The organism is Halomonas sp. AOP22-C1-8, from assembly GCF_052378905.1.
Lineage (GTDB): Bacteria > Pseudomonadota > Gammaproteobacteria > Pseudomonadales > Halomonadaceae > Vreelandella > Vreelandella citrativorans.
The window spans coordinates 1-15,463 of sequence record NZ_JBQSYD010000009.1; the positions used below are offsets into that span (position 1 = coordinate 1).

Sequence of the window (15,463 nt, forward strand, 5' to 3'; positions counted from 1 at the left end):
AGCAACACTCCAGCCAATTAACGCGGGTAGCATTTGTTCCAGTACGCTATCGCTTTCTTGTTCTGGCTGTGGTTTTTCAGAAATGTCCATGTCGCCTCCCTTTGGCTCATTTTAATTAGTTTCAATATTGCATAATTATTGACAATTCAAGCGCGTTTTCGCCAATGTTTACTTTATCGGCCTGAATGGCTAAATCTTTAGGATCGAATATAAGGTGAAATATTTCAGTGAGCTATCTATTATGCCTGCTTTTAGGTTAAATTTTAGGCATCCAATGCCTCTTGCTTGAGTTGCGCGCCTTGGCCGAACCAGGCTGAATCCATGCGGGTACCGTTGCTGCGTGCCCGTTTATCGTGATCGACATGCTCGGTCACGGCATTGAGCAAGCCCCAGGCTGTGTCTTAGGCAGTCACCAACTGAGAACCCCGGCCTTCGCCATGATGGTAAAGCTTCTGTACTTTATTCAGAGCACGGTAGTTGGGTAGCTTAGAGGGATCGTCTATCGGTTTCTCGGCCCCGCAAATCACCGACTGGAAATAGTGCTGCGCTTCATGGTGACCAACCTTGCGTTTTGCCAAGGCTTTCATGTGGTACATGAAGTCGTTCCACTGCGAGACGGAAATCCCCAGTTGGCTCTTCACCGCACGCGGATCGAACTCCGAGCGATGCGGCACCTTAACCGCTTGCGAGGTGCCGTCTACCGCGATTTGCAACGTGTTATTGCACACCACGCGCACCGTTGTAGGTGTGGCCATCGTCGCCAAGGTGCCATCACACGAGGCCGCCAGTAGTAAATAGTGGTTTACTTCATCCTGGCCTTAAGCGAGGTGCTTAACCCACTGCGTGCCAAGGTCCAAAACTTACGACCACCTTTCAGTACGCCAGCGGTTTCTAGCTCATACCCCGCGTATTCGGTGAGGTGGTAATCCTCCCGACCAAGGCGGCAACCTTGGCTGGGAACCCTTTATTCATTTCATCTTCCTTGTCTCTCTCGCAGTAGTTTTCTAGTAAGGAAACCACTATATGTAGTGTCTCTATGTTTAAACCTACATACCAGGTTGACAGGAGCCAGACCAATCACCATATTGTCAACTTAACCCACCTTAAAACAAGGTAGAAAATCATGCTGCATGATCGTATACATCGTGCGCGTGTCCTTAAGAATATGACCTTGCAGCAATTAGCCGATCTGCTGGGGGGCATAACCAAGCAAGCTCTGTCGAAATATGAACAGGGCAAGGACGCGCCCAATTCGACTCGCTTGATCCAACTAGCGGACGCACTTGGGGTTAACCCTGAGTATTTTTTCCGTTCAGACTCAGTAAAGCTGGGAAAAGTAGATTTCCGTAAGCACTCTGCCTTCGGAAAGCGCCAGCAAGAAGCCGTCAAGGAGCAAGTTTGTGAGCACCTTGAGCGCTATTTAGCGGCAGAGAGCCTGTTCCAAACCGGCCAATCACCTGATGAATTTTCCAAATGGCATCAGCGTTTTTCCGTATCCAATATCGATGAGGTTGAACAGGCAGCTAATAAACTGCGCGAAGAATGGCAGCTTGGGCTAAACCCCATCGCCAATCTGACTGAAACCCTGGAAGAAAATGGCATTAAAGTCGTCAGTCTTCAGGCTCACGAAAAATTTGATGGGCTTTGCGCCCTCGTCAACGATGGCGCGGATGCCGTTATTGTCAGTAATACTGAGCGTCCTGGTGAACGTCAGCGTTTTAATCTCGCCCATGAGCTAGGACATTTGGTTATGTCATTGCCTGAGGAGCTTCATGGTACTCGGGATGAAGAAAACTGGTGCCACCGCTTTGCTGGGGCGTTTCTCTTCCCTGCAAATCAAGTGCGCGTCACCTTTGGTGAGCACCGCAAACGGGTGCTGTTCCAGGAGTTTCTTTTGGCCAAGGAGGAGTGGGGTATTTCTATTCAAGCTACTTTGCGCCGGTTATATGACCTAGATATCGTTAGTTCGAGCTTTTATCAGAGCACTTTTCGCCTGTGGTCGATGAAGGGTTTTCGAAAAAGTGAACCTGGTCGACAAGAGCCTGAAAAATCCTATCGCCTGAAGCAATTGGTTTACAGGGCGCTGGCTGAAGGACTGGTTACTCCTTCAAGAGCAGCGGAGTTACTCAGTGTAAGCCTCGGCGAGATTGAGGAAATCATGGCAAACGGACAGGCAGGTGACAGTGAACATGTCAGCGAAAATTCTTGTCTCTGATACCAATATCTGGATAGATCTTCACCGCAGTTGCCTGCTTGAAACCGTGTTTGCCCTACCTCACCAGTTCGTCACCACCGATTTTGTGTGGCGGGAATTGAAAAAGCCCCCTGGCCAAGAGTTAACGGGATTAGGCCTTGTGGTTGAGGCATTCAATGGTGAGGAAGTTGCAACGCTTTTTACGCTACGCCACACATTGGGTAATTCCTCACTAGCGGATGTGTCGTGCTACTTCCTAGCCAAGGAAAGAGGCTGGACGCTGCTGACCAATGACGGCGCGCTCAGGAAATCAGGGCAACAAAGCAAACTAGAGGTTCGTGGTGTACTTTGGATATTAGATGAGCTGGAAGCTCATGCCCTTCTTTCGCCAAGCCAACTGGCCGACTCTTTGGAATCGATGCTAAAAGCGGGTGCCAGGCTACCGGAAAACGAGTGCCATCAACGCCTAAGCCGATGGCGGTAAATACGGCGCTCAAGATGACGTCTCAGAGCAGGCAAAAGGCTTCTTGTCGGCTATGAATATTAGACAAAACAAACAGCTCAACAGATGGGATCGCCCCCAGGAGCGGCGCCACATTTAGAGTTAACCAATTACAAATATCCCATCTTCGCAAATGACTTACCCCATCACTTCCCACCACTACATGATCAATCACCTTAATATCCATCAGCCCCGGAGCTTCCTTTAGACGCTCATTGACTTGCCTATCTGAGCCACTTGGTTCTGGGCCACCACTGAGGTGGTTGTGTATCAAGTATCACGGCAGACGCGTTGTAGGCCAGCGCGGCTTTCAGCACTTCTCGCGGATAGGCGCTCGCGGCGTCAATGCGGGTTTAATACCCACCTAGCGGAAGCTTAGGCTGGACCATGGTAGACAGCCGTAGACATCACTCAATATTCTGAATCTGCTCACGCATCTGCTCAATCAGCACTTTAAGCTCTACCGCGCAGCGTGTGCTTTCGGACACAATGGATTTGGATGACAGCGTATTGGCTTCGCGGTTTAGCTCCTGCATCAGAAAATCCAGGCGGCGGCCTTTAGGGCCTGATTGAGTAAGCTGGCGGCTGACTTCTTCAACATGGGCCGTGAGGCGGTCAAGCTCTTCGTCTACGTCGGCTTTTTGGGCAACCAGTACCAGCTCGGCTTCCAGGCGCTGAGGGTCGAGTTCCGTTTTGGCTATCTCCAGACGCTCCAGTAGCTGGGCACGCTGGCGCTCTAATAGCTGGGGTAGCAGGCGTTTGACGGTTGCGACTTGCTCGCTTACCGCGGCAAGGCGTGTGCTGATCATTTCGGCGAGTTTGTCGCCTTCACGGGCTCGGGCATCGATGAGTTCCTCCAGCGCTTGCTCAAACAACGTTTTGGCGGCGGCTTTGATGGCGGACTGATCCAGGTGTTGGGTTTCCATCACGCCAGGCTGGTTTAAAAGCTCAAGCGTGGTGGGCGGTACGGCGCTGGGCACGTGCTGCTGTATCGTCGTAAGCGCATCAGAAATCGCGGCCAGGCGTGCGGTATTTACCGTAGGGGCCTGTACGGTTTCTGAGCTTTCAAAGCGTATGCTGCACTCTACTTTGCCTCGTGCCAGGCGGGTTCGCAGGGTTTCACGGAGTATCGGCTCGAGATCGCGCAGGCTTTCGTGTAGGCGAAAATGCGGTTCCAGGTAACGCTGGTTCACCGAGCGAATTTCGACGTGCAGCGTGCCCCAGGAAGCAGCCTCCTCAATACGGGCAAAGGCGGTCATGCTGTGTACGCGACGTAAAGTGGCCATGGTGATTATCCTTTGAGAACGCGTTTTCCTCAGTCTACCCGATAAGGGCAGGCTTGAACGTGAAGACGTGTACAATAGGAGGCTTTTCCTAGTTACGCGCTTATTGTGAAGTGCTTTTTGTGAGGTGCTATGCGTCCTGAAGTTGTTCGCCCCAGTGGTCGCGAGGCCAACCAGCTGCGTGAGATCCGCCTGACCCGCGACTATACCCGTCATGCGGAAGGCTCTGTACTGGTTGAGTTTGGCGATACCAAAGTGCTGTGTAATGCCAGCGTAGAAATGGGCGTACCGCGCTGGCTGCGCGGCAAAAACCAGGGCTGGATCACCGCGGAATATGGCATGCTGCCCCGTGCGACCCACTCACGCAGTGGGCGTGAGGCGACACGTGGCAAACAGGGTGGCCGCACGCTGGAAATTCAGCGCTTGATTGGCCGGAGCCTGCGGGCAGCGGTCGACCTGAAAAAGATGGGCGAATTCACGATCACCGTGGACTGCGATGTCATTCAGGCAGACGGCGGCACGCGTACGGCGTCAATTACGGGTGGCTGTGTCGCGCTAGTGGATGCCATTCGTTATCTGCAGCGTGAGAAGAAGATTAAAAGCGATCCTTTTAAACAGTTGGTCAGCGCGATTTCAGTGGGTATCTATAAAGGCACGCCGGTGCTGGACCTTGACTACCCCGAGGACAGCAAGGCCGATACCGATTTGAACGTGGTGATGACCGAAAGCGGCGAGCTGATTGAAGTACAGGGCACGGCCGAGGCAGGCGCGTTTAACCGCACGGAGCTAAACGCCATGCTGGACCTGGCCGAAAAGGCGGGCTCTGAGCTACTTGAGCATCAGCGTGAGGCGCTGGGTATTCGCGGTTAGGCCGTTTAATCGCCAACGCAATGAGCCGACCATGGTCCATGGCCGGCTCATTGGTTAACGACGACGCGGGAAAGATGCTTAAAGGGCGAGATCGTACTCGACAATTAGCGGGGCGTACTCGGAGAAAGTTGCCTCTTTATCGATCCATGCGTCGACCACGTGACGACGGAAGTTGGGGCCGACTAACTGATAGTCGATCCGCCAGCCTTCCTGACGGCTGCGTGGCACTTCCTGGTCAAGCTTCGGCCACCAGGTGTATTCGCCAGCATCGCGATTGATTTCGCGGAAGGTGTCGATAAACCCTGTTGGGCCGAGCACCTGATCCATCCAGGCGCGCTCCTCAGGGCGGAAGCCAGAGGTGAGCTGGTTATCCGACCAATTGGCCAAATCGACCGTTTTATGGGCCACATTCCAGGTACCACAGATGATGTATTCGCGACGTTTGCGCGACATCTTCGTCAGGTACTCCTGGTACTGCTCCATAAACGCCTGTTTGGCTTTCTGGTCGCTGCCATCGGGCATCAAAAAGGTAGCAATGCTGAAGCGGTCATAATCCGCCTGCAGAAAGCGCCCTTCGTGATCGCACTGCGGAAAACCCAAGCCATACATGATCGCCTTGGGGATTTTGCGGCAGTAAAGCCCAACACCGGCGAACCCATCTTCTTCTGCATCCAGGAAATAGCCTTCATAGCCTTCCGGATAAAGAATATGGTCACCTAATTCAAAACTTTTTGCCTTGATGTTCTGCACGCAGACCACATCGGCGTCCTGCTGAGCCAGCCAGTCCAGGAAGCCACGGTCGACGGCATCACGTATACCATTAACATTGATGCTGGCAATTTTCATAAATCGTCCCTTTTGCGTCGCTGCTGTATGATACCCGACGTTTAGACGTTTGGGTAAAGAGACCAACCATTTCTTGCTATTTACCTGCGTTTTATTGTTGCCTTCAGGCTGACATGCACCCACCGCCTAATGAGGAACGCCGTGGCTACCACTCTACAATCCTATCAGCGCGAATTCATCGCCTTTGCCATTGAGCAGGGCGTTCTCAAGTTTGGTGAGTTTACGCTTAAATCTGGGCGAGTAAGCCCTTACTTTTTTAACGCTGGGCTATTCCAGACCGGCCGCGCGCTGGCCAAGTTAGGCCGTTTTTATGCCCAGGCCATTGTCGACAGCGACTTGAAAGCCGATGTGCTGTTTGGCCCAGCGTACAAAGGCATTCCGCTGGCGGCAGTGACCGCTGCGGCACTGGCGGATCATCATGACCAGGACATGCCCTACGCGTTTAATCGTAAGGAGGCCAAAACCCACGGCGAAGGCGGCAACATTGTGGGTGCGCCACTGGCGGGCGATATCCTGATCATTGATGATGTGATTACCGCCGGTACGGCCATCCGCGAAGTCATGAGCCTAATTGAGCAAAGCGGTTCCCGGGCAGGCGGTGTAATCATTGCCCTGGACCGTCAGGAGCGCGGCCAGAGCGAACAGAGCGCCATTCAGGAAGTCCAGGCCGAGTATGGCATGCCGGTGGTGAGCATCGTCACGCTTGAGCAAGTGCTTACTTACCTTGAAGAGCATGCTGGTGGCGAAATGCTTGCCTATGCAGAAGCCGTGCGCGCTTATCGTGACCGCTATGGTATTGCCGCCTAGCTAAGTAGCAAGTGCGCCAGCAAAACCTTGCTGGCGCCACGCTTCATAGCTCACAATAGCCACCGCGTTGGAAAGGTTTAGGCTGCGATTATTGGGCTGCATGGGAATGCGTAGCTTTTGGGCGTCTGGCAGCGCCTGATGCACCTCGGCAGAGAGACCAGCCGTTTCAGAACCAAACAGCAGTACATCGCCAGCCGCAAAATCTGCCTCGCTGTGGGGCCGTGTACCCTTGGTGGTAATCGCCCAGATACGTCGCCCCGGCATGGCGTTTTGAAACGCAGCAAAATCAGCATGACGCGTCACATTAGCCAGGTCGCGGTAATCAAGCCCAGCACGGCGCAGCTTTTTTTCTTCAAGATCAAAGCCCAGCGGCTCGATTAAATGTAAACGACAGCCATTGTTGGCTACCAGGCGCATGATATTACCCGTATTGGGTGCCATACGCGGCTCAAACAGCGCTACTTCAAACATCACCACCTGCCTATCCATGTTATGCGCGTAGAAACGCCTGATTGTAGATGAAAAACCGCCAAGGATAACGTGCCTAATGACGCCCTCGCCCCCGCAATCCATTCTTAGCCGCATTAAAGGCCTTAACCCGCGCCAGCAGGAAGCCGTGCGCTACATTGATGGCCCCTGCCTGGTATTAGCGGGCGCGGGTTCCGGCAAAACCAGCGTTATCACCACCAAGATTGCGTATCTGGTTCAGGAATGTGGAATGAGTGCGCGCCGGATTGCGGCGGTCACGTTCACCAACAAAGCCGCCCGCGAGATGAAAGAGCGCGTAGGGCAAATGTTGAAAGGCAAGGAGGGTCATGGCCTTACCGTCTCCACCTTTCACACCCTGGGGCTTAATATTATTCGTGGCGAGCTGAAGACGCTGGGGTACAAGCCGGGGTTTTCGCTGTTCGACCCGGAAGATGCCAAGGCGCTGCTGCGTGACCTGATGAACAAGGACGCCCAGGTCGACGCCGAGCAGATCAATGCCGTGCAGAGCAAAATATCCACCTGGAAAAACGACCTGGTGCTGCCCAGCGACGCACTTTCCTTTGCCGCCGATGACGATGACCACTTTGCTGCTCGGGTCTATGAAGCCTATAACCGTCATCTCAAAGCCTACAACGCGGTGGATTTTGATGACCTGATTCTACTGCCCGTCGTGCTCTTGAAAAACGATGCCGAGGCACTGGCGCGTTGGCGGCGCAAGATTCACTACATGTTGGTGGATGAGTACCAGGACACCAACGTGTCCCAGTATTTGCTGGTGAAGCTTTTAATGGCCGAGCGCTCGACCTTTACCGTGGTGGGCGACGACGATCAGTCAATCTACGCCTGGCGCGGTGCGCGCCCCGAGAACCTGATCACGTTGGGCGAGGACTTCCCGCGCCTGAAGGTGATCAAGCTGGAGCAGAACTACCGTTCGACCGGGACGATTCTGCGTGCGGCCAACACGCTGATTGCCAATAACCCGCACGTCTACGATAAAACCTTGTGGTCGGATATGGGCGACGGCGCCCCGATTCGAGTGATCGTGAATCGCCATGAAGAGGCGGAGTCTGAACGCGTAGCCAGCGAAATGCTGACTCGGCGTATCAAGGAAAAGGCTGAATGGCGCGACTTTGCCGTCCTTTATCGCGGCAACTTTCAGGCACGGCTTTTAGAGCTCAAGCTTCAGCATTACCAAATTCCCTACAAGCTGTCCGGCGGCACGTCGTTTTTCTCGCGTAATGAGATCAAGGACGCCATGGCCTACCTGCGCCTACTCATCAACCCTGCCGACGATAACGCCTTTTTGCGGATAGTAAACGTACCGCGCCGTGAGATTGGGCCAGGCACGCTTGAGAAACTGGCTAACTATGCCACCGAGCGGACGATTTCCCTGTTTGCAGCGTGTCATGAAATGGGCCTGGAACAGACGCTACCCACCCGCGCTGTCGAGCGGTTAAGCCGGTTCACCCACTTTATCGACGGTGTGCGCAAGCGCATGGATCAGGGCGATGCAATTGCCGCTATCTGCGACATGCTGCGGGATATGGATTACGAGGCGTGGCTTTATCAGAACGCCAGTGCGCCGACTATTGCTGAACGGCGCATGGCCAACGTGTGGATACTGATCGACCAGTTGGAAAAGTCGCTTAACCGTGACCCGGAAGAAGATACCGCCTCAGAGACGACTGAAACCGATAGCGTGGAGGCGGCAATTTCCCGGCTGGTGCTGCGCGATATCCTGGAACAGCAGGCCGAAGAGGATGACTCGGACCGCGTACAGCTGCTCACCATGCACGCTTCAAAAGGGCTTGAGTTCCCGCATGTCTACCTGCTGGGCCTTGAAGAGGATCTGCTGCCCCACCGCAATGCCATTGAAATGGGCACCGTGGAAGAGGAGCGCCGCCTGGCCTACGTGGGTATTACCCGGGCGCGGCGTACGCTCACGCTCACGCTTGCCCGCCAGCGCAAAGCCTACGGTGAGCTGATGGATTGCCAGCCCAGCCGTTTTCTGGATGAACTGCCTGGGGAAGACCTGGAGTGGGAAGGTCGAGCGGATAAAGAGGACCCGGACAAGAAGCAGGCGCGCGGCAAGGATGCAATTGCCGGGCTGCGCTCTCTGTTGGGGTAACGATCAGACCAAACTATCCACAGGTGGATCACCAGAACCGCTTGTGGACAGGTTATTCGACCTCTTCGATCATGTAATCGACCGCTGCCCTGATCTCATCATCGCTGAAATTAAACCGACCGCCCTTGGGTGGCATCGCGCCAATCCCCTTAATGGCGTTGGCGTAAAGCGTGTCAGTGCCTTGAGCGAGCCGTGCGGTCCAGGCGGCGTTATCGCCCGTTGCCGGAGCGCCCGCAATGCCTGCCGCATGGCAGGCGCCACAGCCAGCCTTGGCATACAGCGCTTCACCATCGTATTGGTCGGCGATATCTTCCGATTCAGGCTCCTCTGGCAAGGAAGCATCAGGTTCAGGCTGGGCCACCGCACGTTGGCATGTTTGTCCTTGCAGGCAGAGCTTGCCAACTGGCGCAAGGCGCTCGGCAAGCGCTGCATCCTCGGCCTCTGCATCAGCAAGCGCGGCGCTCGATAGCACCCCTAACGCGACGATCCCGCCCAGCATACATTTGAAATTCACCCTGCCCCCTTGGCTTTTATCGCCATAATAGCGGCGTTTAATCCTGTATCGATAACCGTGTTCCAGGAAAATATTCCGGGAAGATAATATCTTTTTTTTCACAGATAGCCAGAGGGCGATAGGTGAGAGCCACCTATCGGGTGACGCAATAACAAAAGGGTCTAAACGGTGATTTAAAGGCCTACGTTTAGAAGATCAGCTTAAAGACGCCCGTAAGGGTAAGAAGGCCTACGGCAAAAATAAAGATAATAATCCACAGCAAAATTTTCATAACGTTTCCTCCATGAATAAAAGAAGCATCCCTCAATACCGCGCTCACAGTATAGAAGAAAAATTAAACAGCATACTTAATATTACCTTTTGAACAGAGAAATTCTCGTGCTTCATCATGGGCTTGAAGCGGTAAGCTAGGCATTTTTCCAGGCAAGCAGACGCTGCTCGGCATAACCGATGAACCCCGCCTGCTGATAAAGGCGCCAAGCGGGCGTATTGCGAGCATCGACGGTCAATATCATCTCGTTTGCCCCTTGGTTAATCGCCAGGTTAAAAGCCGCGGTTAACACGTTTCGACCGATGCCCTTGCTGCGCCATTGCGCCGTGACGCCCATTAATAAAAGCTCCCAACAGTGAGCCGACCGCGGTGCTAACAGCAACACGCCCACCCGCTCATCGCCCAGGTTAACGCTATACCAATGGTTCGGTGCCGTAGGTGCCTGGTCATAAAAACCGGCTAGCAGGGCTTCGCTGGAAAGTGATTCTCGCAGTGATGGGCAGTCCAGCGAGCCTTGACTAATGGAATCGATCAGGGCAGTTTGCGCGGCGGTGCTTAGCTCACTAAAAGGTGCTAGCCAAATTGGTGAATCCGTTGAAGGTACCGCCTCCGTGCCCGCCAGCGTAATGGACAAATAGTGTAGCTCAGCCAAGCGCACCATATTATGCGCAAGCAGCGTTGCCTCCCACGCATAGTGGCTGGGCGGCAAGACCACGTGGAAAAGCGTTATTCCCTGCGTGGTTACCCAATCATGAGCAGCGCTTAGTAAGGCTTGGCTTGCTGGATCATCCTGGCAAGGAAGCCATAGCTGTGCGGTGGCGTGAGCGAGCGGCTGCACCCACAGCGCACCGCTAATACGGCCGTGCTGCTGATAGACCCATAGCCCGTCCCAGGCTGCCTGCGGGGCTGACGTTAGGGCAGTGTGCAGCGCCGATTGCAAGGACGGCTCATGCACCGCCGCTAAGTGAAGCAGGGCTTCCCTACGCTGCGTTGAAGGGCAAATACTCACAAATGCACTATCGACCGTCGGCTTCATTAGTAATCAGGGCGCCACTGTGTTGCTTTCGTTGATGTTAATCCTGACTGACTCCCCCTAACGATGCTACCTTTTGTTACTTCTTACCGGGCCGTTGCTACAGGAGTGACTAACACCATGCGCATACTGCTGGTTGAGGACGACGCCAGCTTGTCTTCGGGCATTCGCCTGGCGCTCAAGCCGGAACACTATACGGTTGATCACCTGGATAACGGCAATAGCGCTCTTATGGCACTAAAAGAGGCTGAGCCGTTTGATGCTGTTATTCTCGATTTGGGCTTGCCGGGTTTGGATGGCCTTCACATTATCAAGGCGGTACGCCGCCAAGGTAGCCAAATTCCGATATTGGTACTCACCGCCCGCGACGGTATCAACGACCGCATAGCGGGGCTGGATGCTGGGGCCGATGATTACCTGGTCAAGCCCTTTGAAGTAGAAGAGCTCAAGGCCCGTTTACGGGCACTGCTAAGGCGTAGCCAGGGGCAATTGGATAATTACCTGGAGTGTCGCGGTATCCGCCTGGAACCGCTTACCCTAAGCGTCAGCTATCAGGATAACGTCATTACCCTTTCACGGCGCGAATTTACCCTGTTGCAGGAATTTATGGGCCACCCGGGCAGGGTCTTTACCCGCGATACACTGACCAGCCTGATTTATGGCTGGGATGAGGATGTCGAGAGCAACGCCATTGAAGTTCATATTCATCATTTACGGCGCAAGCTGTTCCCTGAGGTGATTCGCACCGTACGCGGCATTGGCTATGTGATGGATAAAGCGCCGCCGGGAGGCGAACAGTGAACTCTATCCGCCGGCGAACCTTAGGGCTCACACTGCTGCTGTTTCTGCTCAGTATTATGGTCATTAGCGTGGTTAGCTACCGTTACGCCACGCACGAAATTCAGCAGTTGCACGATGCAAGCCTTGCCCGTCACGCGCATCTTTTGGGTGAGCTCATGCAGGCGCCTATTCCGCCCGCGTATCAGCAGGCACTTCTGCAAAGCGTAGAAAATACGCTGCAAACCAAGCAGCGCAATCCTGAGGCACTCGTCTTTCAACTGTGGGAAGGCGATAAACTGCTGCTGCGCTCAACCGATGCACCATTAGCGCCGCTTGCCGTATCGCAAAGTGGCTACACCCGGCAACAGTACCAGGGGCAAACGTGGCAAACCTATACGCTTTCGCTTGCCGAGGGACGCAGGGTCATTGTGGGTGAGCGTGACGATATCCGCTTACGTTTGGTCAGGCGGGTAGCGCTGCGTACGCTGCTGCCCGAATTTATGGGGTTAATCGTCTTAACGTCTTTATTGTGGTGGAGCATCGGCTGGGGGCTTTCACCGCTGTCGAGAATGGCAGAGCAAATCCGCAACCGAGACCCACATAATCTTCAACCCCTTAAGCTTGCGCCTCTGCCGTATGAGCTGGCGACGATTTCCGGTGCACTCAATCGCCTGTTGATGCGCATCCAGCGTTTACGCGAGCGCGAAAAACGTTTTATCGCTGATGCCGCCCATGAACTGCGTACGCCGCTTGCCGTACTCGACCTTCATGCCCAAAACGCCTTGGCCGCAGAAAACCCACAGGACCGTGAGGAGTCGCTTCATTATTTGCGCCAAGGCGTTGCCCGTTCGACGCATTTGGTCAGCCAGCTGTTAACTCTGGCAAGGCTTGACCCGGATGAAACAAGCCTGCCATTACGCCCTGTTGATGCGCTGTTTGAGGTACGTGACGCGCTGGCCAAGCTACTTCCCCTCGCCCAGCAACAGCAGCAAACGCTGCAGCTAGAGGCCGATGAACAAGGCCAGTGGGCGTTAAACGAAGTCCCTGGCACCTTGGGAGCACTCGTGCAAAACCTGGTGGGCAACGCCATTCAGCACTCTCCCCCTCAAGGAACTATCCACGTTCAGCTTAAGGCAGAATCGAGCGCCATTATTTTAGTAGTGGATGACCAGGGCCCGGGGATTCCTTTATCAGCCCGCAAGGCCGTTACAGAGCGCTTTCACCGCGCAGGCCCCGGCGCAGGGTCAGGGTTGGGATTATCCATTGTGGAACGGATAGTGGCGCAGCATGCGGGCAGCCTGGTATTTGATGATGCGCCTGGGGGTGGTTTGCGCGTACAGGTCACGCTTAATCGCCACAGCGGCCAAGGCTAGTTTTCAAGCCTTAAGGTTCCGATAAGAATTAACTGTGACTCTGAGGGTACCAGGCTGATTGGCAGTAAGCCGTTGGCCAAATAAAAATGGAGGTTCCCTGATGAATCAAGTGGCTTTTGCACCTAAAACGTTAATTAAATTCAGCGCCGCTCCCCGCCTTAAGTCGCCGAGTGCCAAGCGGTTAACGACTGAAAGTCCAGCGCTGGATGTACTTACCGACTTTCAAACGCTGAAACCTCATTCAGTCGCCGCCGACACGCCTGTTGACGAGGCGCATCTCAAAATGCGTTATAGCGGTGTGCGGCTTCTGTTTGTAACCGACAAAAATGAGCACTGCATCGGTATTCTTACCGCCAAAGAGTTGATCGGCACACGCCGTATTAACCTGGCCATGCAGCAGCGCAATCTTGACCGCGACGAAATAACCGCGGATATGATCATGACTTCTTGGGATAAACTCAGTGCGATGACGCTGGAACAGCTCTCGGCGCTGACGATTGAAGACCTTGTCTTGGTCATGGAAGACGTGACTGAACAGCACCTGTTGATCACTCAGTACGACGACCATAACGCACTGACCATTCGTGGCTTAATATCAGCCACCGATATTCAAAACACCGTGGGTAAGCAAGTTAGTACGGTGGTTCCCGTCGCGAGCAGCTTTGCCGATATTTGCCAAGTGATTACCGGTCACGACCTGTAAATTTAAAAGTATCCGTTAACTGTTGTTAAACATATTTATCATCTAAAACGCCCCTTACCAAAAACGGTAAGAGGCGTTTTTTTTAGTGTTCTATCAATAACGTGTTAATCCCTAAAGATTAACACCTAACCACTAGAACATGGAGGCGTTGATAAATAAGTGTGTCGCTACACTCGCGGCATAACCCAGAAAAATAGCCGGCACCCAGCGCAAGTGAACCATAAAGGTATAAATACCCCGTGCCTGGCCCATCAAGGCAACGCCAGCCGCTGACCCCATGGCGAGCAGGCTTCCCCCAACACCAGCGGTAAGCGTAATCAGCAGCCAGTTGCCTTCAGACATATCGGGCGCCATGGAAAGCACGGCAAACATGACTGGAATGTTATCCACCACGGCTGAAATCAGCCCTAACACAACGTTAGCCCAGATGGGATTCCAACTGCCATAGAGCGTTTCAGACAGCAGGCTTAAATACCCCATAAAGCCAAGCCCGCCCACACACAGTACGACGCCGTAGAAGAACAGCAGCGTATCCCACTCAGAACGTGCGATACGGCTAAAGATATCAAACGGCACCACGCTGCCTAATTGCTCCAGCTTCTTCCAGTCGCCGCGGCGTGAATAACGTACCCGTTTACGCTCTAACGAGCGCGGCAGGCTGCGCCGCAGGTAGTATCCAAAGAACTGCAGTAGTCCTAAACCAAACATCATGCCCATTGCAGGCGGCAGGTGCAGAACCGAGTGGCAGAGTACGGAGATGGCAACGGTCAGCAAAAACAGCGCAATGATCCGGCGTGCGCCCCGCTTGAGCCAGACGTTTTCAGTAAGCGCTGCCGGTTGGCGGTTAACAATAAAGAAGTTCATGATGACCGCAGGCACCATAAAGTTAACGATAGCGGGTAATAACAGTACAAAGAAGCCGCTAAACGGCACTTGTCCTGCCTGCCAAACCATCAGCGTCGTGATATCCCCAAAGGGGCTAAATGCGCCGCCAGCATTGGAGGCCACCACCACGTTAACGCAGCACAGGCTAATAAACTTGTTATCACCTTCAGCCACTTTCAGGATTACCGCGCACATCAACATAGCCGTGGTCATGTTATTGGCTATCGCAGAAATACCAAATGCGAGAAAACCGGTAATCCAAAAAAGGCTGCGGTAGCTAAACCCTTTACGCACCAACCAGGCACGCAATGCGTCAAATATACGCCGCTCTTCCATGGCGTTGATATAGGTCATCGCCACCAGCAAAAACAGCAATAGTTCGGTATATTCGAGCAACGTTTCCCGAAAGGCGATTTCTGCCTCTTCAGGCATACCGGCCTGCACATACACCCATGCCACAATGGCCCAAATAAGCCCCGCCGCTACCAGAACTGGCTTGGATTTACGCATGTGGAGAAGCTCTTCAGACATTACCAGAGCATAGGCAAGTACAAAGATACCAACACACGCAATACCGGCAAGAGAGAGCGTTAAATTCAGTGGGCCAGCAGCGGCATAAGAGAGAGAAGGAAAGACAACAGCACAGAGAGCAATCAACAACCAAGCGACCCGGCGAGCTGAGAGCCGAGGTGCAAGGACGTTTTGTGGTTTCATGACAGCGTGATCCTGACAGATGTGGGGAGAGAGCGTGCCACCATGATAAGCACGCTAATAAACTGCTGCAA

At 53.8% G+C, this 15,463-nt stretch carries 15 protein-coding genes and 2 pseudogenes; 9 read left to right on the forward strand and 8 right to left on the reverse strand.

Going from position 1 to position 15,463, the window contains the following annotated elements:
• Nucleotides 1-263: 263 nt before the first annotated feature.
• Nucleotides 264-764: pseudogene (locus tag ACT3TY_RS06620) on the reverse strand (DUF932 domain-containing protein).
• 359 nt (nucleotides 765-1,123) lie between these two features.
• Between ACT3TY_RS06620 and ACT3TY_RS06625 the strand changes: the two are divergent.
• Nucleotides 1,124-2,215, forward strand: coding sequence for a helix-turn-helix domain-containing protein (locus ACT3TY_RS06625; protein WP_444627702.1), 1,092 nt, complete (start codon nucleotides 1,124-1,126; stop codon nucleotides 2,213-2,215).
• Nucleotides 2,190-2,678, forward strand: a complete 489-nt coding sequence (locus tag ACT3TY_RS06630) for a hypothetical protein (RefSeq protein WP_444627704.1) — start codon at nucleotides 2,190-2,192, stop codon at nucleotides 2,676-2,678. The genes ACT3TY_RS06625 and ACT3TY_RS06630 overlap by 26 nt, the downstream gene beginning before the upstream one ends.
• Nucleotides 2,679-2,700: 22 nt before the next feature.
• Here the strand turns inward: ACT3TY_RS06630 and ACT3TY_RS06635 are convergent, their stop codons facing one another.
• Both ACT3TY_RS06635 and ACT3TY_RS06640 read right to left on the reverse strand, forming a co-directional pair.
• A complete protein-coding gene (locus ACT3TY_RS06635) occupies nucleotides 2,701-2,970 on the reverse strand; it encodes a JAB domain-containing protein (protein ID WP_444627706.1) in 270 nt (89 codons plus the stop codon).
• Between the two features lie 133 nt (nucleotides 2,971-3,103).
• Nucleotides 3,104-3,982, reverse strand: coding sequence for a YicC/YloC family endoribonuclease (locus ACT3TY_RS06640; RefSeq protein WP_444627707.1), 879 nt, complete (start codon nucleotides 3,980-3,982; stop codon nucleotides 3,104-3,106).
• A 129-nt stretch (nucleotides 3,983-4,111) separates the two neighbouring features.
• Here ACT3TY_RS06640 and rph point away from each other — a divergent pair, with 129 nt between their 5' ends.
• Nucleotides 4,112-4,849, forward strand: coding sequence for a ribonuclease PH (rph, locus tag ACT3TY_RS06645; RefSeq protein ID WP_172118704.1), 738 nt, complete (start codon nucleotides 4,112-4,114; stop codon nucleotides 4,847-4,849).
• 78 nt (nucleotides 4,850-4,927) lie between these two features.
• Here rph and ACT3TY_RS06650 read toward each other — a convergent pair whose 3' ends face one another.
• Nucleotides 4,928-5,695, reverse strand: coding sequence for an exodeoxyribonuclease III (locus ACT3TY_RS06650; protein WP_087110235.1), 768 nt, complete (start codon nucleotides 5,693-5,695; stop codon nucleotides 4,928-4,930).
• A 141-nt stretch (nucleotides 5,696-5,836) separates the two neighbouring features.
• Between ACT3TY_RS06650 and pyrE the strand changes: the two genes are divergently transcribed.
• Nucleotides 5,837-6,502, forward strand: coding sequence for an orotate phosphoribosyltransferase (gene pyrE / locus ACT3TY_RS06655; RefSeq protein ID WP_444627709.1), 666 nt, complete (start codon nucleotides 5,837-5,839; stop codon nucleotides 6,500-6,502).
• Here the strand turns inward: pyrE and ACT3TY_RS06660 are convergent, their stop codons facing one another.
• A complete protein-coding gene (locus ACT3TY_RS06660; RefSeq protein ID WP_193056952.1) occupies nucleotides 6,503-6,973 on the reverse strand; it encodes a tRNA (cytidine(34)-2'-O)-methyltransferase in 471 nt (156 codons plus the stop codon).
• A 76-nt stretch (nucleotides 6,974-7,049) separates the two neighbouring features.
• On the opposite strand from ACT3TY_RS06660, the gene rep reads away from it, so the two are divergent.
• Nucleotides 7,050-9,119 carry a DNA helicase Rep gene (gene rep / locus ACT3TY_RS06665; protein WP_444627711.1) on the forward strand — a complete coding sequence of 690 codons (2,070 nt, stop codon included), beginning with the start codon at nucleotides 7,050-7,052 and terminating at the stop codon, nucleotides 9,117-9,119.
• Between the two features lie 52 nt (nucleotides 9,120-9,171).
• Here the strand turns inward: rep and ACT3TY_RS06670 are convergent, their stop codons facing one another.
• Together ACT3TY_RS06670 and ACT3TY_RS06675 are read right to left on the reverse strand one after the other, a co-directional pair.
• Nucleotides 9,172-9,633, reverse strand: a complete 462-nt coding sequence (locus tag ACT3TY_RS06670; protein WP_444627713.1) for a c-type cytochrome — start codon at nucleotides 9,631-9,633, stop codon at nucleotides 9,172-9,174.
• Between the two features lie 407 nt (nucleotides 9,634-10,040).
• On the reverse strand, nucleotides 10,041-10,940 hold the full coding sequence (locus tag ACT3TY_RS06675; RefSeq protein ID WP_444627714.1) for a GNAT family N-acetyltransferase: 900 nt from the start codon (nucleotides 10,938-10,940) through the stop codon (nucleotides 10,041-10,043).
• 117 nt (nucleotides 10,941-11,057) lie between these two features.
• Between ACT3TY_RS06675 and ACT3TY_RS06680 the strand changes: the two genes are divergently transcribed.
• The 4 genes and pseudogenes from ACT3TY_RS06680 (at nucleotide 11,058) to ACT3TY_RS06695 (ending at nucleotide 13,793) form a co-directional block, all read left to right on the forward strand.
• Nucleotides 11,058-11,738 carry a response regulator gene (locus tag ACT3TY_RS06680; protein ID WP_444627715.1) on the forward strand — a complete coding sequence of 227 codons (681 nt, stop codon included), beginning with the start codon at nucleotides 11,058-11,060 and terminating at the stop codon, nucleotides 11,736-11,738.
• A gap of 56 nt (nucleotides 11,739-11,794) precedes the next feature.
• A pseudogene (locus tag ACT3TY_RS06685) lies at nucleotides 11,795-12,550 on the forward strand (sensor histidine kinase N-terminal domain-containing protein); the annotation flags it as partial.
• Between the two features lie 24 nt (nucleotides 12,551-12,574).
• Nucleotides 12,575-13,090 carry a sensor histidine kinase gene (locus ACT3TY_RS06690; protein ID WP_444627772.1) on the forward strand — a complete coding sequence of 172 codons (516 nt, stop codon included), beginning with the start codon at nucleotides 12,575-12,577 and terminating at the stop codon, nucleotides 13,088-13,090.
• A 100-nt stretch (nucleotides 13,091-13,190) separates the two neighbouring features.
• The gene (locus ACT3TY_RS06695) at nucleotides 13,191-13,793 is read left to right on the forward strand and encodes a CBS domain-containing protein (protein WP_444627717.1); all 603 of its coding nucleotides are present in this window, start codon (nucleotides 13,191-13,193) and stop codon (nucleotides 13,791-13,793) included.
• Between the two features lie 132 nt (nucleotides 13,794-13,925).
• Here the strand turns inward: ACT3TY_RS06695 and nhaD are convergent, their stop codons facing one another.
• Complete coding sequence (nhaD, locus tag ACT3TY_RS06700) at nucleotides 13,926-15,392, reverse strand: sodium:proton antiporter NhaD (protein ID WP_444627719.1); 1,467 nt, start codon at nucleotides 15,390-15,392, stop codon at nucleotides 13,926-13,928.
• Nucleotides 15,393-15,463: the final 71 nt, after the last annotated feature.

Coding starts and splice junctions, on each gene's coding strand:
- ACT3TY_RS06625 (WP_444627702.1), top strand. CDS start 1,124: ATGCTGCATGATCGTATACATCGTGCGCGTGTCCTTAAGAATATGACC.
- ACT3TY_RS06630 (WP_444627704.1), top strand. CDS start 2,190: ATGTCAGCGAAAATTCTTGTCTCTGATACCAATATCTGGATAGATCTT.
- ACT3TY_RS06640 (WP_444627707.1), bottom strand. CDS start 3,982: ATGGCCACTTTACGTCGCGTACACAGCATGACCGCCTTTGCCCGTATT.
- rph (WP_172118704.1), top strand. CDS start 4,112: ATGCGTCCTGAAGTTGTTCGCCCCAGTGGTCGCGAGGCCAACCAGCTG.
- ACT3TY_RS06650 (WP_087110235.1), bottom strand. CDS start 5,695: ATGAAAATTGCCAGCATCAATGTTAATGGTATACGTGATGCCGTCGAC.
- ACT3TY_RS06660 (WP_193056952.1), bottom strand. CDS start 6,973: ATGTTTGAAGTAGCGCTGTTTGAGCCGCGTATGGCACCCAATACGGGT.
- rep (WP_444627711.1), top strand. CDS start 7,050: ATGACGCCCTCGCCCCCGCAATCCATTCTTAGCCGCATTAAAGGCCTT.
- ACT3TY_RS06675 (WP_444627714.1), bottom strand. CDS start 10,940: ATGAAGCCGACGGTCGATAGTGCATTTGTGAGTATTTGCCCTTCAACG.
- ACT3TY_RS06680 (WP_444627715.1), top strand. CDS start 11,058: ATGCGCATACTGCTGGTTGAGGACGACGCCAGCTTGTCTTCGGGCATT.
- ACT3TY_RS06695 (WP_444627717.1), top strand. CDS start 13,191: ATGAATCAAGTGGCTTTTGCACCTAAAACGTTAATTAAATTCAGCGCC.
- nhaD (WP_444627719.1), bottom strand. CDS start 15,392: ATGAAACCACAAAACGTCCTTGCACCTCGGCTCTCAGCTCGCCGGGTC.